Origin of the sequence: Bacillus licheniformis DSM 13 = ATCC 14580 (genome assembly GCF_000011645.1) — a bacterium.
Taxonomy (GTDB): Bacteria; Bacillota; Bacilli; order Bacillales; family Bacillaceae; genus Bacillus; species Bacillus licheniformis.
In genome coordinates, this window is sequence record NC_006270.3 from 1,139,465 (window position 1) to 1,161,104 (window position 21,640).

Here is a 21,640-nt window from a genome sequence, read left to right on the forward strand (position 1 = left end):
CTGCGCAGACAGATTTCGAAAAGAAACAATCTATGAAGTCTAGGATCGAAAGTCAAAGGATTAGTGGAAAAAGTTGAAGGAGGAAGTTTGATGACAAAAGAGGCGGGATCAGTTGAAGGTAAAGGAAAACAACCACTGGTTCCCTATTGGGTAAAAGTTGTTATCGTATTTTTCTTCGGTTGGGTGGCTCTTTATGCAACGCGAACAATATTAAACCCCATTATGGGGGATATTGAATCAGCGTTTTCATTAAGCAAGGCACAACTTGGCTTAATTATGAGTATATTTTTCATCGGTTATGCTGGTATGAATGTTCCTGCAGGAATATTAGGAGATAAAATTGGGAAAAAACGAGTGTTGGTTCCAGGTGTTATTCTATTTGGCTCGCTTGCAGCAGTTACAGGGATGATGCCCACATTCTTTCTGTTTATCTCTGCATGGCTTATGGTTGGTATGGCTCAGGGGGTATATTATGGGCCGCAATATGGAATATCATCCGAAATTATCCCGAAGAACCGTCTAACATTAGGCAGTGCTGTGATTAATGCAGGGATGGCTTTTGGTACTTCAATTGGCTATTATATCTCCAGTTATGTTGTTGGAGAATGGGGATTCGGATGGGGAACCCCATTTTTTGCCATCGCAGTGCCGGTTGTACTTATCGGCATCGCAATGGCAATTGTAATTAAAGACAAACCAAAAACTGATAAAGAGGTTAAAAGGAGCGCTGAACCGTTTAAGTTTTCATCTTTATTTAATAGAAACTTAATTTTGGCATATATTATTATTTTCTGCTCTATTTACGGATTCTTTATGATTATTACTTGGTTGCCATACTATTTAGAAACAGCACGCGGTTTAACCGGAGGAAATATTGCCTTTGTTGCATCACTTGTTCCATGGGCAGCAATTCCAGGTTCATTATTTTTTAGTTGGCTGTCAGATAAGTTAGGCCGGCGCAAACCAGTATTGCTCATGATGTTGCCATTTGGTATTTTATCAACAGCTGCAATTGTTTACTTTGATAGCTTACCAATTCTGTATATGACACTAATTGTGTATGGAATTGTAGGGAAAATTAGCGTTAACCCCGTTTTAATTGCTGTTGTAGCAAATAATGCACCAAAGCAATCATTAAGTACAGCATTTGGATTCTACAACTTTGTTGGAATGTTAGGTTCCATTTTAGCTCCATATATTACTGGCTGGCTGACAGACACTACAGGAAGTATGAATATAGGATTTTATTTTGCAGCAGCTCTGTTAGTAATCGCGTTGATTGCAACATATTTAATAGACGAAAGTAATTTGCCATCTGTTGATAAAGCAGCTAAACATCATTAGTTAGCAAAAGCTTATGACTTCTAGTAAATGCTCAGTCAGATTAAGTATGAAGAGACTCATTCACTGCAATTGCGCTTCAAGCGGCACAACAAAGGCGACAGCCAGAGGCTGATAGATGCAAATAATAAACAATTCGGAATCGTGGTGTTAAAATTCAGCAGCGTCTGCAAAACAGCATGGGCTAAAATGACGCTGGACAAAGCAGTGTCCTTAGGCTTGGAGGCAAATGCATATTTGAAAAGAAACACAGACGGAAAAGAACTGAGCTGCAGCCCGGCTGGAGGAAAAGGAAAAGTGCTCCCGGGGCAGACATCCTGTTATACACCGATGGTTGATTTCGATCCGCGTTCTTCATATGCGATGTAGAAACATTATCAATCCATTAACAGGAGCTCTCACTTATTCCTATACAAGTTCGTATTCATATTTGAAGAAGTAGTGTATAAAAGCACCCTTTCAGCAAGGGTGCTTTTTGCTGTCTTATCAGTCACGGTTTCACAGCTATTGAAGAGTCATTTGACCTAATAAAAGAGTGGGAAAAGTGGGGGATTCAGGAAACTGTGTAAAATGAACTATTACTATTAATTTATACAGGGAGGAAAATATAGTATGATATGAATAATGAATAAAATACAAAAAAATTGAATATCGGAAGAAAGGAGCTCCATATGAACAAGATCGCCGCGGAAGAAGTCGCCAACATCCTTAATACATGGTACCGCGCCATCAGAAGAAATGATGCTGAACAGTCGATCCGAATATTTGAAGAAGTCAAACCGATGCTGGCAGAGATGGAGGAAGACCAAGAGGTTTTAATCTACTATTCTCTGCTGGAACTGCGGCATAAAATCATGCTGTATGATACGCGGGGAAAAAAGATAGAACAGCAAGAGGAGTTAACGAACGGCGGCAGTGCTGCATCACATATGACATCCTATTACTACTACCTGTTTTCAGGAGCTTATGAAGTGTATAAAAAGAATTATGAGCAGGCGATCAGCTTCTATAAAATTGCCGAGAAGAAGCTTGCTCATGTACATGATGAAATTGAGGTGGCGCAATTTCACGATAAAGTCGGAAAGCTCTACTATTACTTGGGCCAGAATATCGTCTCTTTAAACCATACCCGGCAGGCGATGGAAATTTTCAAGGGGCATGGCGACCATGATATGAACCTTGTTTCCACTTATATTACGATGGCCGGAAATTATACAGAGATGGGGAAATATACAGAGGCGGAAGAATATTTAACAGAAGCCATCCATACGGTAAGAAAAGCCGGCGACTGTTTTAAAGAAATGCAGCTCCTTCATAATTTTGCCTTGCTTTATGCGGCGATGGACAATTCGGAAAAAAGCATTCAGTTTTTAGAAATCGTTTTGGATGATCAAGCATATGCTGCATCAGATTATTATTTCAATGCTGTGTTTTTAATGATCAAAGAGCTGTTTAAAGTCGGAGACCATAAACGCGCTGCAGCCTTTTACAAAGAAGGGAAGGAAAGGTCGAAATCCGCGGCGAATAAAATATTTGACGCCAAAATCGATATTTTATATGCGGCTTATGCAGGAGATGGTGAACAGGCGGTTAAAGACTGCAAAGACAACATTGAAATCCTGTTTCAAACAAAGCAATACGACAGCGCCAGAGAACTTTCGCTCTTAACGGCCAATGTTTACAGATCAAAGTCACTTTATAAAGAAGCCGCACATTTCTTTTTGGAAGCGATTAAAGCGGAAGAAAAAATGAAAAAAGTGGAGGGAATGTGATGAAAAAACTGTTCATTGTTGCTGCGATTGCTGCCGTCGTATGTTCGGGATGGTTTGCGGCAGAAACTCACTGGGCATCCGGCGACATGCAGGTTGCTGAAAAGATGGTCGGTTAAATCGAATACTCGGAACAAATATGAACATCCGCTCCTGAGCATCAGGGCGGATTTTTTTGGGAAGGTAAAGTAAATTAAGGCATAAGAAACGCGGTTAGACAATGAACACTTCTTCACCACTATTTAGGGTGGTCAACCTAAACAAAGGTACGAAACCTGTGCTGACTACTTTTACTCCGATGTCCTTTCAGCTATTCTTGTCAGTAAGATCATTCCCCATCTCTTCAACGCCTCAGGCATCACCTATTAAAAAAATCATAATTGAAACTTGTCAGCAAATATGTTGCATAACACGAGGATGTTTCCACAATAATTAAACATTAAGACTTTTTTGACTTCCAGAAGGAAGAACAAGATATTTATGTAAAATCACTCTTTTATTCAAAATCAAGATCTCTTTCTTGAGGGTTTTGCTTTTGAGTGAAAATCCCATTCTAAATTTGTCCATTTAATGGTATTATTTACTTATATAATAAAGAAAGTGGGAAACAAAACGTTGATGTTAATTGCTTTTGAATTTTACCGAACTATACTCCCAGCATGAAGTATTTGTTATTTTCAATTTCTTTAGTGTGATAGGTGCATTTGTTGGATATTTAAAGAGCAACGGAAGTATTCAAATGCCCCTCTTAATGATTGATTATAAAAGAAAGTGGGAACACAAAAATGTAAGCCACTTTAAAAATCATTAAAGTTTTCACGGATTGTTATTGAGTTATTCCTTTTTTTATTGGGATTAGATATGGAAGAAACAAAAGAAATGATGAAACTATGTTTGAGGTCATTTCTTTTGATATCCTATTATCAAAATTACATAATCAAAGTAAAGAGCAGACCAGCGGCCTGCTCTACTTTTATACGAGCCATAAGATGATTTCCGCAAGGGAATCTGCTGTTTTTTTAGGAACTCCGGCTTTCACTAAGGCTTTTACAAGAGCGCCTTTTGAAGCACTATTTAATCTTTCTGTGGCATATGCAATTTTACGTGCATATTTGTCGACGAGTCTCGCTTTAGAAGGAGAGAGTGGTCTAATCGCCCATTTAAGAGTTTTTCCCCCAACTCTGCAAACCCATCCAAATGCTTTTATGGCTTTTAGAGATCCACCAATAAGGCCTGCAGTATGTACTTGTCCATCCTGATTTAACTGATTGTAAGTTTGAAATTCTGGAGTTTGTGATGCAAATTGGATGAATGCTTTGGAATCTTCTAGAGTAGTAGGCTCTTGATGTGTTTCCATATATTCTTGAAGAGAAGCTGGCAATGTGACATACGTCGTTTCGGTAATTGATGTGGTTGACTGTTCTTGTTCAGCGGCTGAGACAGATGATGCGAACCCACTAAATCCTGAAATGATAAGGGTTGTGGCCGTAAGTGTTATCACACCTTGAGAAAATCTTTTTTTCTTTGATTACATTTCAAATTCCCCCAATTATTTGATATTCTTAACAAGTAATATAATACCACAAAAAGAGAGGAATAGGTATAAATGGGTGAAAAAACCAAAGAAAAAAACTACTCTATTGGGGATCATATTTTTGCAATATTGGTTGTTCTTCTTATGTGTTTATTTCTTATTTCTTCCCCTTTTCTGATATTCTTCGGAGTCTTTAAATTGGTCGCTTTGGCACCAGATGTGTCAATCAATACAAAAGGTACTTTTGATTCTGTGATCGTTTTATTCAAGTTTTTTGTTCTCACTGTGGTAGTCGTAGGGATTGTAGACGTAGTGTTTTCTCAGATTTTATTGAAAAAACGGGGGTTTCTCAATTTTGTTATTGAAGCTTTGTTGATGTTTTGTGTTTTTTATCTATATGTATTGATTTATTCAATGCATTCTCAGGAGATTGTTATACGGAATAATGGTGTATTCTTAGTATCTTTATTTTTGTTTATTTTGTATTTGCTAATAAATGTAGCATATATCGTTTCACGGCGGTTATATAAGGCAACTATGAAAAACATACAGAAAAAGAACAACTAAAAGAGCAGGCAGCTGTCTGCTCTTTTAAAATTTCAATCGCCAAAAGTTCCGTGTCTTAATATTGAAACCATAAATTGAATAGACTCTTAATCCGATTTATAAGCACTTCAGGAACAGCAGCCGGATCTAGAGAAGTCCAAAAAGATCGCGATTGAAAAAACTTATTTTTTTTAATATTGAAAACTTTTACCTTGTTTGTTATGATTTTTTTAGTAAAGTTTAGTGAATACGGATTCCAAAGACAGGACGGGATGAAAATGGCGACGATTAAAGAGATTGCGCTTCAGGCTAAAGTATCAAGCACAACGGTTTCAAGGGTTCTGAACCATGACCAGTCATTATCAGTAGCGCCTGAAACAAGGCAGCGGATTTTGGATATAGCAGCCCGGCTCGGCTATAAAAGCACGCGCAGGCGCCGCGAGGTATATGCCTCAGGAAGCGGGGAAAGCCCGCGCATCGGCATTGTTGTCTGCCAATCACAGGAAGAAGAGCTGAACGATCCGTACTTTTATTCCATCAGGCAGGGAATTGAAAGTGAGTGTTTTGAAAGAGGAGCGTTTATTACGAAATTTATTCAGCTGAGCAGCATCCGCTCGAATCAGCCTGTAGGCGATGTCGACGGCTTAATCGTCATCGGAAGGATCAACTTTGCCGGTTTGCAGCAGTGCATGGGCGCGCTCAACAACGTCGTGTACATCAACCATACAGACAATGAAGAGCTGCGCGACTCGGTTGTCGTAGATTTTGAGAAGGCTACGGGGAGGGCGCTGAACCATTTGAAATCGCTCGGCTATACAAGGATCGGTTATATCGGCGGAAGAGAAAAAGAGCACTTTCGAATCAGCGATCAGGAGACAAGCGCCATTGAAATCGAAGACAAACGTCTGACTGCGTTTCTGGAGATGGCCGGTTCGGATAACGCAAAGCACATTTATATCGGCGAGTATTCGATGCAGCAAGGCTATGAACTGATGAAAAAAGCGCTTTTAGAGAAAAACGTTCCCGAAGCTTTTTTTATCGCCAGCGATTCAATGGCCATCGGCGCGCTCCGGGCGCTTCGAGAATCGGGACTCAAGGTTCCCGAAGATGTTGCAATCGTCAGCTTCAACGGCATTGAAGCGTCCGAATTTGCTAATCCGCCATTGACAACCGTAAAGGTTCATACAGAAGAGATGGGCCGGACGGGTGTGAAGCTGCTGCTCGACAGACTGAAAGGAAGGGAACTGCCGCTGAAAGTGACCGTACCTTCAGAGCTGATTATTCGGGAAAGCTGCGGATTCAGCAAACGGAGCTAATGGTAGAATAAGGCGCTTTCCAAGGAGGTGACGCAAATGGATTTACTAAATTCCAGTAAAAAATGAAAGCGCTTTTTATTCACCATTAAAATATCATAATTGGAGTGAAATTGATGAAAAAAATCATTTTCTCTTTTGTTCTCCTGATCATTTTGTCTGCAATACTTGCGGGCTGCTCCGGAAAGAATGCCGGAAAGAGCGGAGATGTCACGCTCACAATGTTTTCGACAATGACAAACGACAGTGAAAAAAACACGCTCAGAAGCATCGCAGATGATTTTGAAAAAGAAAATGAAGGCATCAAGATCGATATCAGCTTTCCCGGCCCGGACTATGAAAATATGCTGCGCGTCAAAATGGCGGCAAATGACATGCCTGATTTGTTCGATACGCACGGCTGGGCGAAGATCCGCTACGGGGAATACACTGCTGATTTAAAAGACATGGATTGGGTGAAGCATCTCGATCCAAACCTCGATCCGATTTTGAAGGATGAAAAAGGCAAAGTATATGCCTACCCTTTCAATCAGGCAAAAGACGGGATCGTCTACAATGCCGGTCTCTTGAAGAAATACGGTCTCAAGCCTCCGCAGACGTTGGACGAACTGATGCATGCGCTGGAAACGATCAAAGAAAAAAGCAACGGGAGCGTCATTCCTTTTTGGTTTGCCGGTTCAGATAAAGGCGCTTTAGCTCAGTTTTATGATCAGCTTGCCACCCCGCTGCTCATCACAGATGATCGCCGCAATGAAAAAAAAGCTTTGGAAAACGGCACATTCGACTGGTCCGACTACACACTTCTCGCAGAAACCTTTAAAGAGATGCAGGAAAAGCAATTGATCAATAAAGATATCCTGACGGCAAAACCGTCGCAATTGGTCGAATTGATGGCGCAGGAAAAAATCGGTTTTACCCTCTCAGTCACGTCGATCGGCCCTGATACGAGGGAAGTCAATCCAGATATCCAGTTAGGCGTGATGCCGACGCCTGCCGTTTATGAAGGCGACAAACCGAGCTGGATTGGAGGAGAGCGCCATACCGTTGCTGTCTGGAAAGACTCAGAACACCTCGAAGAAGCAAAGCGGTTTATCGAATTCGCCGCACAGCCCAAATACGTGAAAAAGATCGCCGAAGCCACCTCATTTCCTCAGGCATTAACCAACACAGAAGCTGAAAACTACTATTCTAAGTTTTATGATCAATATGAAGAAATCAAAATCGAACCGTACTTTGACCGCGTCTATCTCCCGAGCGGAATGTGGGACGTCATGGGAACGACGGGACAGGAACTATTGGCCGGTACGTTAACGCCGAAGCAGGTATCGGAAAAAATGAAACAGGAATACAGCAGATTACAAGAACAATAGAAAGGATCGTTATCATCATGATAAAAAAAGAAGGGTGAAATGATGAGCGAATTAGCTAAAGAAAAAAGTCTGACTATTGTGAAAAGTAAAAGGAGATATGTGAGGAAAAATGGATCGCTCTGGTGGATGTATCTTCCCGCCTTGGCGCTTGTATCCGTCTTTATGATTTATCCGTTTGCGAGCGGCATTAAAATCACGTTCACGAACTGGAACGGTTTCTCACAGTCGTATGACTGGATCGGCTTTGCCCAATATAAACGGATGCTGGCCGACCCGGCGACATGGCTTGTCGTCAAAAACACCCTCCTGTACGGATTGGGCAGTACGGTTTTCCAGAATGTCATCGGTCTTCTCTATGCCCTCCTGCTGTTTAAAAGCATCAAAATGAAAGCGCTGACAAGAACGGTTGTCTATTTGCCCGTCATCATCAGCCCGCTGATCATGGGGTATATCTGGTACTTCTTCTTCTCCTATGAAGGAGGCGCCTTGAACGATTTGCTGAAACTATTTGGAGCAGGTCCTGTCAACGCCTTGAGCAGCCCGGAAATCAATCCGTGGATCATCGTATTTGTCAATTCCTATCAGTTTGTCGGTATAGCGATGGTCATTTATTTAGCAGGTCTCGGAAGCGTTCCGAAAGATTTTTATGAAGCGGCGCAAATCGACGGAGCAAGCGGTTTTCAGCAATTTTGGAAGATTACGCTGCCGCTGTTGATGCCTTCTGTCACGATCAACATGGTAATCAATATCATCGGCGGACTGAAGCTGTTTGATGTCATTTTAGCGCTGACAGGCGGCGGTCCGGGAAATGCTTCGCAATCGATGTCGACTTTTATGTACGATCTGTATTTTAAGAGGCAGGATGCCGGCTATGCAGCCGCTCAGGGGGTTTTCATGGCGGTGTTGATACTGCTAATCAGCTTTACGGCTCTCATCTATTTTAAGCGCAAGGAGGTCGAAGCCTAGATGAATCGCCAAGAGAAAAAGAAACGGGCGCTGTGGACTTTGCTGGCTGCATGGATTACCGTTTTTCACCTGATTCCGTTTTATATTTTGCTGACGACGGCGCTGAAAGCAAAGGGAGATTTCAGTTCAAAATGGAAGTTCCCGGACGAAATCAGCCTCGGTAATTTTGCAGAAGCATGGGATAAAGCAGGTCTGGCCGGCTCGTTTTTCAATACTGCTGTGATCACTTTTGCTTCGGCGGCTCTGCTCATTGTGATCGGCTCTCTGGCGGCATATCCGCTCGCCAGGCGCAGAACAAAGCTCAATCAAGCCGTTTACTTCCTGTTTATCGGCATTATGATCATTCCGCCGCTGACATCCATGGTTCCTTTATACAAAATGGTGGTGGAGCTTGGCATGCTGAATACGCTTGAAATCGCGATATTGAATAATACGGCGGCTTATATGCCCTTGACGATTTTTTTGTATGCCGGATTTATCCGGTCGACGATTCCGAAAGAGCTTGAAGAGGCTGCGAGAATCGACGGGGCGAGCACGGCGGGGATTTTCTTCAGAATCGTCTTTCCTTTATTAAAGCCGGTGACTGCGACGATTTGCATTATTGCCTGCGTATTCATCTGGAACGACTATCAGTTTTCGATCTTTTTCCTTCAAGACAAAAGTGTGCAGACTTTGACTGTAGCGATTGCCGGCTTCTTTGGGCAAAATGCGAACAACCTGCACTTGGTGGCCGCGGCTTCGCTGATGGCGATGCTGCCGATGACGATTCTATTTTTATTCCTGCAAAAGTACTTTATAAAAGGATTATCAGCAGGAGCGCTAAAAGGCTAGCGAAAATTTCACGGGGAAAGGAAGATATGAATGACTAAAATTGCTTTTATCGGAGCTGGAAGCACAATTTTTGCGAAAAATGTGCTGGGGGACTGTCTGATGGTTCCGGCGGTCAACGGATTTGAATTTGCTTTGTATGATATCGATCCGAAGCGCCTCAAAGAATCTAAAGATATGCTTGAGCATTTAAAAAACCGCTATAATGACACGGTATCGATCCGCGCCTATGACGACAGAAAGGAAGCTTTGGCGGGAGCGAAATACGTGATCAATGCCATTCAGGTCGGCGGCTATAAACCGGGCACAGTCATCGATTTTGAGATTCCGAAAAAATACGGCCTCAAGCAGACGATTGCCGATACGGTCGGAATCGGCGGGATATTCAGGGCGCTGCGGACGATTCCCGTTTTATTGGATATGGCAAAAGACATCGAAAGCGCGGCGCCCGACGCCTGGCTCTTAAATTACACAAACCCGATGGCTTCTTTAACCGGTGCGCTTCTCCGCTACACGGACGTGAAAACGGTCGGTCTCTGCCACAGCGTTCAAGTATGCACAAAAGATCTTTTCAAATCCCTCGGCATGAAGCATGAACGAATCGAAGAAAAAATCGCCGGCATCAATCATATGGCCTGGCTTCTTGAAGTCAAGCAAGACGGAAGAGACTTGTATCCAGAAATTAAAAAGCGGGCAAAAGAAAAACAGAAAACGAAACATGGTGACATGGTCAGGTTTGAACTGATGGATAAATTCGGCTACTATGTGACCGAATCGTCCGAACATAACGCGGAGTACCACCCTTATTTTATTAAAAGCCGTTATCCCGAACTGATTGAAGAACTGAATATCCCGATTGACGAATATTTGAGAAGGTGCGAGAAGCAGATTCAAAATTGGGAAAAGATGCGCGGCGAAATCGTCGGCAATCGGCATTTAACCCACGAGCGGTCAAACGAATACGGCTCAAGAATCATAGAAGCGATGGAAACCGGCCAGCCGTTTACATTCGGCGGTAATGTCTTGAATAAAGGATTGATTACAAATCTTCCGGAAAAAGCCGTCGTCGAAGTGACGTGCGTCGCTGAGCGGAACCGGATCACTCCGTGCTACGCGGGCGAGCTGCCAGAACAGCTGGCTGCTTTAAATCGCACCAATATCAATACACAGCTGTTAACGATTGAAGCGGCAACAACAAAAAGAAAAGAGCACATTTACCATGCTGCATTGCTTGATCCGCATACGGCTGCGGAATTATCGATGGATGATATCGTAAGCATGTGCGATGAATTGATCGAAGCACACGGCGACTGGCTGCCGGAATTTGAATAAAAAAATAAAGCCTGAGCGAAGGGATCAGCCTTCAACTCTGGCTTTTTTCACGCGAGGGTGTGTATATTTTTCCGATTTTTGATGAAGCAATCGGAAGAATGGAGGAAGCATTGCGATCACGAGCACCACCCTCAACACTTGGACAGCGACGACGAACGTAGAGTCGGCGTGAAGCGTGACAGACGTTGTCGCCATTTCTGCGATTCCTCCCGGAGCAAACGCCAATATGGCCGTTGTCAGCGAAATGCCTGCCGCTTTGGCGGTGACGGCGGCGCTTAAAATCATTGCAATGATCAGTCCGACGGAGCTGGCAAGTGCGACGATCAGCGTTTTTCTGACGCCGATAAACATATCTTTGCTGATCTTTGAACCGATCGTTGCGCCGAGACAAATTTGCGACAGCACTGAAAAGCCGTGGGGCCACCAGGCGGTTGTGCTGAGTCCGGTCATTGAGGCGCCCGCGATTTGCAGAACGGCCGCGCCGGTCATGCTTCCGAGCAGCCATGGCGCAGGAAACCGCAGTGCTTTCATAGCTTTGCATACCCCGAATCCGCCCAGCACGATCAACGCAGTCCATGCGATATGAGGCGCTTCAAATGCCGATGTTCCCGCGGCCATCACTTGGCTGCCGGCAGCATGGGCGTCGGGATGCTTCGCATTTATGAAAAAAACGAAAAAGGGAATGGTCATGACGACGAGAAGAACACGTATCATCTGCACGAGACTGACGATTGCCGTGTTCGCTCCGACTTCCTGAGCGATGCCCGGCATCGCGGAAAGCCCGCCGGGAGCCGTTCCCACAAAGCTCGTCAGCATATCTGTCTTGCTGAATCTCCACAAGACAAAGCCCGACAGCATGGCGAACACGACGGAAAGGAGAAGCATGACGCCGACAATCAGCCAATTTTCCTTAAAGATCGAAATCACAGACATGTTGATTTTTTGGCCAAGCTCAATTCCCAATAGCATTTGGCCGAACTGAAGCCATCCATGGTGGATGCCGTTTTGTCTGACCGCCGCTTTCAACGGTGACGGGCGAAACAGCGACAGACAAGCGGCGGCGGTCATTGTTCCGACCATCCAGCCGATTGTCATGCCGGTCAATGAGAGAAGAAATCCCCCAAAACTGCTGATCAATATCAATAATATATCCCGAAGGAAATCTCTTTTTTCCCTCAAATGAAAAACCTTCTTCCTGTTTACTGCGGAATCATTTTGTTCACTAAGTAAAGTATTTCTATATATTACTATATAATAATTTTAGTGATTGGTAAAATACGAATTTATTTAAAAGATTAATAAGAAAAACTAATCGTTTATTTTTGAACATAACAGATCGAATATATGAATACATTAAATTAGATTGATCATAAATAGAGGTGAACCGATATGAAACATCCCAAGGAATCATTCACCAAAGTCAAATCGTATCGCCCGTTTCACAGCGCCTTTGATCCGTGTCCGCCGATCGGCAAAAGATACTACAGAACCCCTCCAAATCTATATCTAGGTTTTCAGCCCCGCGGCCTTCCGCAGTTTTCCCCGATGGAGGCGCTGCAAAAAGGGACGCTTTGGCCCGTATTTTACGATCATTATGAAAATCCGTATGAAGATGGGAGGTAAGGAGGGTGACGAACTCTTTACCGCAAGACTATTATAAAAGGCTTCATGAAATTCAGGCTGTTGATTTTGTCATCGTTGAGCTGATGCTATACCTTGACACACATCCCGATGATACCGATGCCATCAAACAATACAACCAGTATGCCGGATTTTCCAGAAAACTGAAAGCGAAGTTTGAATCAAAATACGGCCCTTTGATTCAAGGAAGCCCGGATCAGACGGAATCCTATTGGAGCTGGAAAAGAAGTCCTTGGCCATGGCAAGTTTAATAGAGGAAGGGAGTCAGGTTCATGTGGCTTTATGAGAAAAAACTGCAGTATCCTGTTAGGGTGAGAGAATGCAATCCGAGACTTGCCAAATTTTTGATTGAGCAATACGGCGGAGCGGACGGCGAATTGGCTGCGGCGCTTCGCTATTTGAACCAGCGCTACAGCATACCCGATAAAGTCGTCGGACTGCTGACGGACATCGGTACGGAAGAGTTTGCTCACCTTGAAATGATTGCCACGATGGTATATAAATTAACAAAAGACGCGACGCCCGAGCAGATGAAGGAAGCCGGGCTCGGCGATCATTACGCAGACCATGACAAAGCCCTGTTTTATCATAACGCTGCCGGCGTTCCGTTCACCGCTACATACATCCAGGCAAAAGGCGATCCGATTGCCGATTTATATGAAGATATAGCGGCTGAAGAAAAAGCGAGGGCTACGTATCAATGGCTGATTGACATGTCGGATGATCCGGATTTAAATGACGGGCTGGCGTTTTTACGGGAAAGGGAAATCGTTCATTCACAGCGCTTCCGCGAAGCTGTCGAAATTTTGAAGGAAGAGCGCGACCGTAAAAAAGTGTTTTAAACAGCAAAAAGCCGAAAATACGACCGTATTTTCGGCTTTTTATTTACTGCACCGGGCTCGCAAGCAGTTCTGCTGCGCGGTCGCGCAGCACATATTTTTGAACTTTTCCGGATGCGGTCAGCGGGTATTCGTCGATCAGAAATACGTACTCCGGAATTTTATAATACGAAAGCTGTCCTTTGCAAAAATCTCTGACGTCTTCGAGCGTCAGCTTTTTGCCCGGCCTGCATTTAATAAAGGCAGCCGTTTTTTCCCCGTACTTTTCATCCGGAACGCCGACAACCTGTACATCGACAATATCCTCATGTTCATAAAGGAATTCCTCTATTTCACGCGGGTAAATGTTTTCCCCGCCGCGGACGATCATATCTTTTAAGCGCCCGGTAATCCTCACGTATCCGTCCCGGTCCATTTCTGCCAAATCTCCGGTATGGAGCCAGCCGTCTTCATCGATGGCCTTTTTTGTGGCTTCATCCATTTTATAGTAGCCTTTCATGACGAGGTATCCTCTTGTGCACAGTTCGCCCTGCTCATCCGGGCCGAGCGTTTCCCCGGTGTCAGGATCGACGATTTTCATTTCTACATGCGGATGCACTTTTCCGACGGTCTCGACGCGGCGTTCGATCGTGTCGGTGACGGTTGTCTGCGTAATCACGGGTGAAGACTCCGTCTGTCCGTATGCGATTGTGATATCCGTCATATTCATTTGCTTCATCACTTTTTTCATGACTTCTCTAGGGCACGGGGAGCCTGCCATGATCCCGGTCCGCAGAGAAGAGAGGTCATAGTTTGCGAAATCGGGGTGGGTGAGCTCGGCGATAAACATTGTCGGTACACCCTGCAGCCCTGTACATCTTTCTTTTTCGACCGTTTGCAGGACGATGTCCGGCTTGAATTCGATGATTGGCAGCATGGCCGCGCCTGACGCGACGCAGGCAAGCGTGCTTAACACACAGCCGAAGCAATGAAAAAGAGGAACCGGGATGCACAGCCTGTCTTCGCTCGTCAGCCCCATTCTGTCGGCAACGATCGCCGCATTGTTGACGATATTGTAGTGAGTCAGCATAACACCTTTTGGAAAGCCGGTCGTTCCCGACGTATACTGCATATTAATCACATCATCGTGTGTGAGTGACTGCTCTCGTTCAAAAAGGTCGGCATCAGAGACCGTTTCGCCCATTTTAGCGATCTCGGCAAAAGCCGTCATATGTTCAGGGGTCTCGTTCTTGCCAAGGTAGACGAGATTTTTCAGCTTCGGCAGCTTTTCAGGATTTTTCATGATCTCATCGATCATATTGATATAGGATGTTCCTTTGTAGCCGTCCATCAGAAAGAGGGTGGTGGAATCGGAATGTTCCAATAAGTACTCGAGTTCTCTCGCCTGATAGCTCGTATTGACGGTGACGAGCACAGCGCCGATTCTTGCCGTAGCAAACTGGAGCAGAATCCATTCCGGAATATTGGATGCCCAGATGGCGACATGCTCCCCTTTTTGAATGCCGAGCGCGAGCAGCCCTTTTGCAATTTTAGAAGTTTCTTCAACAAGCTCCTGATACGAGTATCTTAAATCGAGCTCAGAATATACAACCGCTTCATGATTCGGAAACCGGCCGGCGGTTGATTTTAAAAGCCCGCCGATCGTTTGTTTTTTTAATGTAACCATAGTGCCTCCTTGCCTCCCGAATAAAATCTGTTTCCATTATAGCACTTTGTTCTAGTACCAGGTACTATAAAGGACTAGTTTTTTTAACCGGGACACTGCTCGATATTGTGCAATCCCCCCGAGAGCCATGATCCCTGCAATGGCAAGAAAAAGCGCTGCCCCGCCGAACTTGATGAAGATCATCCCGCCTAAAAAAGGTCCAATTGTCCGGGAAATATCCCAATGCGGGCCGAAAAATGCAAAATATCCGCCCCGTATATGATTGGGAGCAAGGCGCGAGACAAAGGTTTGCATGTGATTCAGAAGCATGCTTTCTGCCGCCGTAAATAAAACCGCAGTCGAAAGCAGCCAAAAGATCGATGAAGAAAAAGCGAAACCAATCGCTGCCACAGCGTAGCATACGTATGATATGGAAACGATCGTTTTGATGTTCAGTCCTTCCGTCCATTTGACGAGCGGAATTTGCATCGTAATGCTAAGAAGGGCGCGGCACACTGTATAAACAGTCAAGGTGAATAGGAAATCGTCAAAAAGAGTTTCGAGATAAAGGCGGTAGTTGGACTCCAGCTGAGCATAGAACAGGCTGACGGGAACCGACAAGAACATCAAGGGCAGAACAGGACGGTGTTGAAGTAATACCTTTTTTGCGGAAAGAAGATTTTCCCTCTCGAAAAGCTCCTATTGCTTTTTTGACTGCCAGTTCCGCTCTATCAAAACAATATACGCGTCAAAGCGGGGGTAGCTATTCAAGGCATTGTGCTGAATGAAGAAGGGTGGATTCTTTTTACGGCGTCTGGTACAAAAAAGAGGCTCTACTTTAAGAGCCCCTCCATTGTGTCTCTTAATGACCGGAATGTCCTCCATCCGCAGACTTAATTTCCAATATGCCATCAAGAATGCCTTGTGTCCGAAATGAAATCTCATTTTCTGACCCGAGAATGAATGCATGGTTGTATGGGCCGTCTTGCGGCCTGTCATGAAATGAAGGCTCGATCTCGGACAGATAGCTGTATAGTGTGCTGTCTGCCTGTCCATTTTTGAGTAAAAGCAGGGGAGCGTGTTTTCCCAAATGGGAAAATGGCGCTCCGGCAAGCGCAAGCTCGGGCGCAGCGGTTGATGCAAAGGATAGTCCGTGTCCCGGATCTGTGATGCCCCAGCCAAAGCCGGTGTTCTTATCCCTGAATTTCGCAAATGCAATCGAATTTGCGACAGGAGTGTCTCCGGAAATTCTTTTGACTGTTCCGTATTCCTTTAATGCATTCTCCGTTTTTTCCGAAACCGCTTTTTTAGGGCCGAGAATATAGATGTTTGCTTTGGCGTCCCTTTTCTTTAATGCTTCAGCCGTCTCTTCGGGAATGCCTTTTTTGTTCACGTACAGGATCGGCTCAGGCATGTGGGCGATCCAGTTTACAGCCGGGAGCGAATAAAGTTCTGCATCATCCTCGGATGATCCGATGATGACGCTTTTCGGATATTCACCGGCTGCCTCCGCGTATTCTTTGTCAATCTCTTTTGCCAGATCAGCCGCGTTCTTCCCTTTGAGCTCTTTTATTTTAAAAGTGTTCAAAGCTTGAAGCGCTTTTGAATCAAATTCTCCGACAGCCATGATTTGCGTCCCGTCTGAAGTGCCCGTCGGGTTCAAGCGTTTGATTTCATTCTGAATTTGCCCGGAGATTTTCCCTTTTTCCGCGATTAAAACAGGCCCGTTATTTGGATGATGGATCAAATCTGCTGATGCAAGAGCTGTCTGCCATGATCCGCCCGAAACTAGAATCACTGCGCCCGGCCTGTTTTGTTTATGAGTGGCCGGCCATATCGTTTGAGAGGTTTTGATGCTCATGTCTTCTGGTGTATTCGCGTCAAGCCTTGTCGAGTTCTTTGTGTTTTTCACCAGGAGCCCCTCTTCGGCCCGCTTATTGAAATCACTCGGAAGAGAATCAGCGTCTTTTTCTTTCATCTCCGAATGATCCTTTGTATGATGCTCCTCATGTCCGCCAGTGTTTCCCGAGCCGGAATTTTGGCATGCCGCAAGCGGAAGCGCGAAAACAAGCATGACAAAAAGTAAACCGAATCTCAATTTCATTGTGTTTTCCCCCTTTTTGGTTCAGATTACTGAGTAGTATACCCGGGAAATGTGCAAAACTGGTGCAGACATCTCGACATTGTTACACATCGGAAGGCAGCGTGATGATAAATTCGCTTCCTTTCGGGGTTCTGTTTTTCGCTGCAATCTGACCGCCATGAAGCTCGACGATTTCTTTCACGATGGCCAGACCCAGCCCGGTACCGCCGGTTTGTCTGGACCTCGATTTATCGATCCGGTAAAAGCGCTCAAATATATAATCCCGTTCTTCTTCCGGAATGCCGCAGCCTTCATCCGCTACCGTAATCTTGACCTGGTCCTCCAATTTTGATGCGGTGACGGCCGCTGTTGATTCAGGATCGGAGTATTGGCGGGCGTTGTTCAGCAAATTTGAGATCACTTGTGAAAAGCGGACCTCGTCGACTGTGACATAAAGATCCGTCGGGATGTCGAACGAAACGCTGATTCGCTTTTCCGAAAAAGCGACCGCCGCTTTCTGAATTTCTTTTTTCACGAATGTGTAAAGGTGAACCTGTTTCTTATTGATTTGAAATCCGGGCTGTTTCAGTTTTGTCAGCAAAAATAAATCGTCAACAAGGGTGTTTAAATTGTCCGCTTCCTCTTTGATGATCGACAAGTACTGATTTCTGGCTTGCGGTTCGAGCTTATCTCTCATCGCGACATCTGTGTAGCCTTTTATATATGTGATCGGAGTCCGCAGCTCATGGGCGACGCTTGACAGAAAATCGTTTCGCTCTTTTTGAAGCCTGCTGAGATTTGAGGAAAGGCTTTCGATTGATGCGGCGAGCTCTCCGAGTTCATCATTCCTTTTGATATCAAGCGGAATCGAAGCTTGACCGTTTTTGATGCTTTCGGTTGCCTCCTTCAGTTTAATAATCGGCTTCGCTAAAACACGGCTGAACCAAAGAATAGCTGCGACCGTTAAGACGCCGGTTAAGCCGAAGCTGAGGAAAAACCGCTTCGTAATGCTTGCCACCAAGGCTTTTATCGAGGAGGTCTCCAAATACATGAAGACGTAGCCGGCCGTTTCCCGTCCGTTCATGATCGGACTGATCGTACAAATGTACTTTGATGTATTCCAATGGGAAGATAAAGCGGTCCCGTTCCTCGGGATGTTCTGTTCTTCGAAATGAAGGTGTTCCGTCATGTCTCCCGGGGCAGACTGCGCCAATACGCGTCTGTTTTGGTCCGTGATGATCACGTTTGTCCGGGCTTCAGTCTCCATCAGGGTGACGTGGTCTATCGTCCTTTTGTCAAAATGCTTTTCGAGGACGTCTCTGTGGCTGTTGCCTCTTAGTTGAAGCGCGCTTATTTCTTCGTTTATTCTCGTGTTGACAATCGTTGTATACAGCGCGGCAAAAAGGACGGCTTCGATGAAAAGGATTAAAACGAAAAATGAACCTGCGAGCTCAAATGAAATCTTTTTCATGCTCCGGTTCCTTTGCTTGTCCATTTGTAGCCGACGCCGTAGACGGTCCGGAGATGGTCTTCAACCGGAAAGCCCGCTTTTTTCAATCGGTGCCGCAAATTTCTCATGTGCGAATCGATGGTGCGGGGCTCGATATCAGAGTTGAATCCCCAGATGTTCTCAATCAATTGGTCTCTCGAAAGCACTTGATCCATATGGTCTAAGAGTGTTCCAAGCAGATCGAATTCACTTGGCGTAATGCTGATTTCACGGTGATTGACATGCAGGGTATGATGCTGTTTATTCCAGATTAAACCGCGGAACCTGATTTCATGAAATCGGCGGGTTCTGCGCAGGACGGCTTCTATTTTGGCAAGCAGCACTTTTTCGCTGAACGGCTTTGTTAAATAATCGTCTGCACCGCAGTTCAGGCCTCGTACAATATCATCCTGCCCGTTTTTTGCCGTCAGCATGATAACCGGAATGCTTGTCAATCTTCGGATCTCTTTGCAAACCGTCCATCCGTCCATTTCAGGCATCATGATATCGAGGATGACAAGATCGAAATTGCGCATTTTTATTAAGTCCAGGGCTTCTTTTCCGGTGGCGGCTTTTGTGCACGAATAATGCTCTAAATAAAGCTCCAGCAGATCGAGCATCCGGTTTTCATCATCGACAAGCAGCACGTTCAATGTCTAGCACCTCTTTAGTCAAAATATAAGTCCGCTATTTTAAAAATATACCCTATAAGGGTATATTGATCAAGGCGGAACGAACTGAATCACCTCTTTGACAAGAAGTATAAAAACCAGACTGCATGGTTTTGTTCGTCAGCTGCCGCCCGCTTGAACGCATCCCGTATCGCCCGGTCTTTGACATAGTCTGCGATGTCCAAATAAAAATCAACCGTTTCCTGCTCGTCTTTTAATGCGGACTCCAGCGCGTTCCAATACTGTTCCGGACAAGGCTCCGTAATGGAAATGTCAGGCTTTCGGCCGGCAAGAGACGTATAAAATGCCAGGAACGCATTAAAGTGGCGGATTTCGTCCTGTCTGATTTCTAAAATTTGCTGTTTTGCCTCAGCATCCGGGGCCTTTTGTGCGATTTTTTGGTAGCAGACGACCGCACTGTGCTCTCCGTTTACCGCTTTTTCTAGATCTTTGATCAGCCTGTTGTTTTGCCTGGCGGGATAGGCGGGATGATACGGCTGAACATACCACATGTTTTTCACCTCAATATCTTATATTTTGCCGTCCTGTCATTATATGTAAGTCGAAGCTTGCATGTGCCTACTGGAAGGGCGCATCTCGGACATGTGGCAAAATGGTGTGGGGAGAGCGCAATCTATTTTAAAAAAATGAAGTTTGACGTAAAATGGTTGTTAGTGCCGAATGGTGACATACATATCAAAATGGAGTGAGACTATTGAAAAAGGCAATATTGACGGTCATAGCTGTATTGACGTCGGTTGTTTTGTTCGCCGGCTGCCAAGCGGAAAAAGGGGGATCAGCCAAGGGGCAGTCTGAAAAAGTTCAAATTACGGTTTCCGCGGCTGCGAGTCTCAAGGATGTTTTAACAGAACTTTCCTCCGTCTATGAGAAAGACCATCCGAATGTCTCTATAAAGTTTAATTTTGGTTCATCGGGTGCATTGCAGCAGCAGATCGAACAGGGCGCTCCGGCTGATTTGTTTTTTTCTGCCGCTGAAGACAAATTTAATAGAGTAGTTGATCAAGGGTTAATTGACAAAAAAGACTCTGTCAAGCTGGTCGAAAACAGTCTGGTGCTGATCGTGCCGAAAGGAAAAAGTCAGCATGTCAACAGCTTCAAGGATTTGGCGGATGACAAAGTCGAAAAAATTGCGATCGGCAAACCTGAATCAGTGCCAGCCGGAAAATACGCAAAAGAAACGTTGACGAACCTTGACGTATGGTCTAAAGTGCAATCTAAAGTCGTCTACAGCAAAGATGTAAGGCAGGTCCTTTCTTATATCGAAACAGGCAACGCGGATGCCGGAATCGTTTACCGGACGGACGCCCTTTCATCAGATCAGGTCGAGACCGTAGAGACGGCGAAAAGCGATCTGCATACACCGATTGTCTATCCGCTCGGAATTGTGAAAAATACAAAGCACAGGGAACAGTCTGAGGAATTTTATCAATTCCTGCAAAGCGACCAAGCCGTCAAGGCGATGGAAAAGTACGGATTTAAGAAGGGCTGACCGCCGTTATGCTTGAGGAGTTCTTATCCCCAATTGAAATTTCCATCCAAGTATCAGCCGCAGCGGGCATCATCGCCGTTTTGCTTGGAACTGCTGCAGCGAGGCTCCTGGCGAACAGAAACTTTAAAGGCAAGTCCATTATCGAGACGGTGATGATGCTGCCGCTCGTTCTGCCGCCGACCGTTGTCGGATTTTTTTTAATTGTGATCTTCGGAAGGCAGAGCGTGATCGGACGCTTGATTGAAAACGTGTTTCAAGCGCCGGTTATTTTTACCTGGTGGGCAGCTGTGATCGCCGCGGCGGTTGTCGCGTTCCCGTTAATGTATCAGTCTGCAAAATCCGGATTTCTGGCTGTCGACCGCGACATCGAGGATGCAGCGAGGGTTGACGGAGCAAACGAATGGAGGGTGTTCCTCTTTGTCACCGTTCCCCTTGCATCCAATGGAATCATGACGGGGATTGTGCTCAGCTTTGCGAGGGCGCTTGGCGAGTTTGGCGCAACGCTGATGTTTGCGGGCATTATCCCGGGGGTGACGCAGACGGTGCCGACGGCGATATACTTGGCGATCGATTCGGGCAATATGACGCTGGCATGGATGTGGGTCGCCTCTATCGCGATCATCTCGTTTTTGATGCTGTTTTTTGTGCAGTTCAAGCAAAAATAGCCGTATGGGGTGCAAGTGCTCATACGGTTTTTTCCCAGTTTTGGAGAATGGTTATTTTGCGGATGTTTCGATAGAATAAAGAGTAAGAAACAGAAAGG

At 45.1% G+C, this 21,640-nt stretch carries 22 protein-coding genes and 1 pseudogene; 15 read left to right on the plus strand and 8 right to left on the minus strand.

Going from position 1 to position 21,640, the window contains the following annotated elements; translation table 11 throughout:
- Nucleotides 1–90 precede the first annotated feature (90 nt).
- The 4 genes and pseudogenes from TRNA_RS27140 (at nt 91) to TRNA_RS27155 (ending at nt 3,229) form a co-directional block, all read left to right on the plus strand.
- Complete coding sequence (locus TRNA_RS27140) at nt 91–1,344, plus strand: MFS transporter (protein ID WP_003180385.1); 1,254 nt, start codon at nt 91–93, stop codon at nt 1,342–1,344.
- A 67-nt stretch (nt 1,345–1,411) separates the two neighbouring features.
- Nucleotides 1,412–1,710, plus strand: a pseudogene (locus tag TRNA_RS27145) (DUF2690 domain-containing protein); the annotation flags it as partial.
- Between the two features lie 302 nt (nt 1,711–2,012).
- Nucleotides 2,013–3,113, plus strand: coding sequence for a Rap family tetratricopeptide repeat protein (locus TRNA_RS27150; protein ID WP_009328914.1), 1,101 nt, complete (start codon nt 2,013–2,015; stop codon nt 3,111–3,113).
- Nucleotides 3,113–3,229, plus strand: coding sequence for a hypothetical protein (locus tag TRNA_RS27155; protein ID WP_003180390.1), 117 nt, complete (start codon nt 3,113–3,115; stop codon nt 3,227–3,229). The genes TRNA_RS27150 and TRNA_RS27155 overlap by 1 nt, the downstream gene beginning before the upstream one ends.
- 854 nt (nt 3,230–4,083) lie before the next feature.
- Here TRNA_RS27155 and TRNA_RS27160 read toward each other — a convergent pair.
- The gene (locus TRNA_RS27160) at nt 4,084–4,611 is read right to left on the minus strand and encodes a hypothetical protein (RefSeq protein WP_003180393.1); all 528 of its coding nucleotides are present in this window, start codon (nt 4,609–4,611) and stop codon (nt 4,084–4,086) included.
- A gap of 105 nt (nt 4,612–4,716) precedes the next feature.
- Between TRNA_RS27160 and TRNA_RS27165 the strand changes: the two genes are divergently transcribed.
- The 6 genes from TRNA_RS27165 to melA all read left to right on the plus strand — a co-directional run bounded on the left by TRNA_RS27165 (nt 4,717) and on the right by melA (nt 10,999).
- Nucleotides 4,717–5,211: a hypothetical protein gene (locus tag TRNA_RS27165; RefSeq protein ID WP_003180395.1), complete on the plus strand. Its 495-nt coding sequence runs from the start codon at nt 4,717–4,719 to the stop codon at nt 5,209–5,211.
- A 257-nt stretch (nt 5,212–5,468) separates the two neighbouring features.
- The gene (locus TRNA_RS27170) at nt 5,469–6,506 is read left to right on the plus strand and encodes a LacI family DNA-binding transcriptional regulator (RefSeq protein WP_011197737.1); all 1,038 of its coding nucleotides are present in this window, start codon (nt 5,469–5,471) and stop codon (nt 6,504–6,506) included.
- Between the two features lie 113 nt (nt 6,507–6,619).
- Nucleotides 6,620–7,873 (plus strand): ABC transporter substrate-binding protein, encoded by a 1,254-nt coding sequence (locus TRNA_RS27175; protein WP_009328911.1) that lies wholly within the window; start codon nt 6,620–6,622, stop codon nt 7,871–7,873.
- Between the two features lie 42 nt (nt 7,874–7,915).
- Nucleotides 7,916–8,839 (plus strand): carbohydrate ABC transporter permease, encoded by a 924-nt coding sequence (locus TRNA_RS27180; protein ID WP_011197738.1) that lies wholly within the window; start codon nt 7,916–7,918, stop codon nt 8,837–8,839.
- Nucleotides 8,840–9,670, plus strand: a complete 831-nt coding sequence (locus TRNA_RS27185; protein WP_003180403.1) for a carbohydrate ABC transporter permease — start codon at nt 8,840–8,842, stop codon at nt 9,668–9,670.
- 30 nt (nt 9,671–9,700) lie between these two features.
- Nucleotides 9,701–10,999, plus strand: a complete 1,299-nt coding sequence (gene melA, locus TRNA_RS27190) for an alpha-galactosidase MelA (protein ID WP_003180406.1) — start codon at nt 9,701–9,703, stop codon at nt 10,997–10,999.
- A gap of 24 nt (nt 11,000–11,023) precedes the next feature.
- On the opposite strand, the gene TRNA_RS27195 is transcribed toward melA, so the two are convergent.
- On the minus strand, nt 11,024–12,178 hold the full coding sequence (locus TRNA_RS27195) for an AbrB family transcriptional regulator (protein ID WP_003180408.1): 1,155 nt from the start codon (nt 12,176–12,178) through the stop codon (nt 11,024–11,026).
- A 210-nt stretch (nt 12,179–12,388) separates the two neighbouring features.
- Here TRNA_RS27195 and TRNA_RS27200 point away from each other — a divergent pair, with 210 nt between their 5' ends.
- Genes TRNA_RS27200 through TRNA_RS27210 form a run of 3 tightly spaced genes read left to right on the plus strand, consistent with a single transcriptional unit; the run spans nt 12,389 to nt 13,482 of the window.
- Nucleotides 12,389–12,622 (plus strand): spore coat associated protein CotJA, encoded by a 234-nt coding sequence (locus TRNA_RS27200; protein ID WP_009328908.1) that lies wholly within the window; start codon nt 12,389–12,391, stop codon nt 12,620–12,622.
- 5 nt (nt 12,623–12,627) lie between these two features.
- Nucleotides 12,628–12,891: a spore coat protein CotJB gene (locus TRNA_RS27205; RefSeq protein WP_003180412.1), complete on the plus strand. Its 264-nt coding sequence runs from the start codon at nt 12,628–12,630 to the stop codon at nt 12,889–12,891.
- A gap of 21 nt (nt 12,892–12,912) precedes the next feature.
- A complete protein-coding gene (locus TRNA_RS27210; protein WP_003180413.1) occupies nt 12,913–13,482 on the plus strand; it encodes a manganese catalase family protein in 570 nt (189 codons plus the stop codon).
- Nucleotides 13,483–13,525: 43 nt separating this feature from the next.
- Here TRNA_RS27210 and TRNA_RS27215 read toward each other — a convergent pair whose 3' ends face one another.
- The 6 genes from TRNA_RS27215 to TRNA_RS27240 form a co-directional block, all read right to left on the minus strand.
- Nucleotides 13,526–15,145, minus strand: a complete 1,620-nt coding sequence (locus TRNA_RS27215) for an AMP-binding protein (RefSeq protein ID WP_009328907.1) — start codon at nt 15,143–15,145, stop codon at nt 13,526–13,528.
- A gap of 51 nt (nt 15,146–15,196) precedes the next feature.
- Nucleotides 15,197–15,751 (minus strand): MFS transporter, encoded by a 555-nt coding sequence (locus TRNA_RS27220; protein WP_009328906.1) that lies wholly within the window; start codon nt 15,749–15,751, stop codon nt 15,197–15,199.
- Nucleotides 15,752–15,986: 235 nt separating this feature from the next.
- The gene (locus TRNA_RS27225; RefSeq protein ID WP_011197740.1) at nt 15,987–17,228 is read right to left on the minus strand and encodes a cell wall-binding repeat 2 family protein; all 1,242 of its coding nucleotides are present in this window, start codon (nt 17,226–17,228) and stop codon (nt 15,987–15,989) included.
- An 82-nt stretch (nt 17,229–17,310) separates the two neighbouring features.
- A complete protein-coding gene (locus tag TRNA_RS27230; RefSeq protein WP_011197741.1) occupies nt 17,311–18,678 on the minus strand; it encodes a sensor histidine kinase in 1,368 nt (455 codons plus the stop codon).
- Nucleotides 18,675–19,316, minus strand: a complete 642-nt coding sequence (locus TRNA_RS27235) for a response regulator transcription factor (RefSeq protein WP_044051832.1) — start codon at nt 19,314–19,316, stop codon at nt 18,675–18,677. The genes TRNA_RS27230 and TRNA_RS27235 overlap by 4 nt, the downstream gene beginning before the upstream one ends.
- Before the next feature lie 122 nt (nt 19,317–19,438).
- Nucleotides 19,439–19,879 carry a ferritin-like domain-containing protein gene (locus TRNA_RS27240; RefSeq protein ID WP_009328902.1) on the minus strand — a complete coding sequence of 147 codons (441 nt, stop codon included), beginning with the start codon at nt 19,877–19,879 and terminating at the stop codon, nt 19,439–19,441.
- Nucleotides 19,880–20,082: 203 nt separating this feature from the next.
- On the opposite strand from TRNA_RS27240, the gene modA reads away from it, so the two are divergent.
- Nucleotides 20,083–20,877, plus strand: coding sequence for a molybdate ABC transporter substrate-binding protein (gene modA / locus TRNA_RS27245; RefSeq protein WP_011197742.1), 795 nt, complete (start codon nt 20,083–20,085; stop codon nt 20,875–20,877).
- 8 nt (nt 20,878–20,885) lie between these two features.
- Entirely contained in the window at nt 20,886–21,542 is a 657-nt protein-coding gene (gene modB / locus TRNA_RS27250; protein WP_009328900.1) for a molybdate ABC transporter permease subunit, read from the plus strand.
- Nucleotides 21,543–21,640 lie beyond the last annotated feature (98 nt).

What these genes read in the sequence shown, in the direction of transcription:
- TRNA_RS27180 (WP_011197738.1), top strand. Translation starts at nt 7,916, where the DNA reads ATGAGCGAATTAGCTAAAGAAAAAAGTCTGACTATTGTGAAAAGTAAA.
- TRNA_RS27230 (WP_011197741.1), bottom strand. Translation starts at nt 18,678, where the DNA reads ATGAAAAAGATTTCATTTGAGCTCGCAGGTTCATTTTTCGTTTTAATC.
- TRNA_RS27225 (WP_011197740.1), bottom strand. Translation starts at nt 17,228, where the DNA reads ATGAAATTGAGATTCGGTTTACTTTTTGTCATGCTTGTTTTCGCGCTT.
- TRNA_RS27215 (WP_009328907.1), bottom strand. Translation starts at nt 15,145, where the DNA reads ATGGTTACATTAAAAAAACAAACGATCGGCGGGCTTTTAAAATCAACC.
- TRNA_RS27175 (WP_009328911.1), top strand. Translation starts at nt 6,620, where the DNA reads ATGAAAAAAATCATTTTCTCTTTTGTTCTCCTGATCATTTTGTCTGCA.
- TRNA_RS27140 (WP_003180385.1), top strand. Translation starts at nt 91, where the DNA reads ATGACAAAAGAGGCGGGATCAGTTGAAGGTAAAGGAAAACAACCACTG.
- TRNA_RS27235 (WP_044051832.1), bottom strand. Translation starts at nt 19,316, where the DNA reads ATGCTCGATCTGCTGGAGCTTTATTTAGAGCATTATTCGTGCACAAAA.
- TRNA_RS27240 (WP_009328902.1), bottom strand. Translation starts at nt 19,879, where the DNA reads ATGTGGTATGTTCAGCCGTATCATCCCGCCTATCCCGCCAGGCAAAAC.
- TRNA_RS27200 (WP_009328908.1), top strand. Translation starts at nt 12,389, where the DNA reads ATGAAACATCCCAAGGAATCATTCACCAAAGTCAAATCGTATCGCCCG.
- TRNA_RS27220 (WP_009328906.1), bottom strand. Translation starts at nt 15,751, where the DNA reads ATGTTCTTGTCGGTTCCCGTCAGCCTGTTCTATGCTCAGCTGGAGTCC.
- modB (WP_009328900.1), top strand. Translation starts at nt 20,886, where the DNA reads ATGCTTGAGGAGTTCTTATCCCCAATTGAAATTTCCATCCAAGTATCA.
- TRNA_RS27150 (WP_009328914.1), top strand. Translation starts at nt 2,013, where the DNA reads ATGAACAAGATCGCCGCGGAAGAAGTCGCCAACATCCTTAATACATGG.
- TRNA_RS27210 (WP_003180413.1), top strand. Translation starts at nt 12,913, where the DNA reads ATGTGGCTTTATGAGAAAAAACTGCAGTATCCTGTTAGGGTGAGAGAA.
- TRNA_RS27185 (WP_003180403.1), top strand. Translation starts at nt 8,840, where the DNA reads ATGAATCGCCAAGAGAAAAAGAAACGGGCGCTGTGGACTTTGCTGGCT.
- TRNA_RS27170 (WP_011197737.1), top strand. Translation starts at nt 5,469, where the DNA reads ATGGCGACGATTAAAGAGATTGCGCTTCAGGCTAAAGTATCAAGCACA.
- TRNA_RS27165 (WP_003180395.1), top strand. Translation starts at nt 4,717, where the DNA reads ATGGGTGAAAAAACCAAAGAAAAAAACTACTCTATTGGGGATCATATT.
- TRNA_RS27155 (WP_003180390.1), top strand. Translation starts at nt 3,113, where the DNA reads ATGAAAAAACTGTTCATTGTTGCTGCGATTGCTGCCGTCGTATGTTCG.
- melA (WP_003180406.1), top strand. Translation starts at nt 9,701, where the DNA reads ATGACTAAAATTGCTTTTATCGGAGCTGGAAGCACAATTTTTGCGAAA.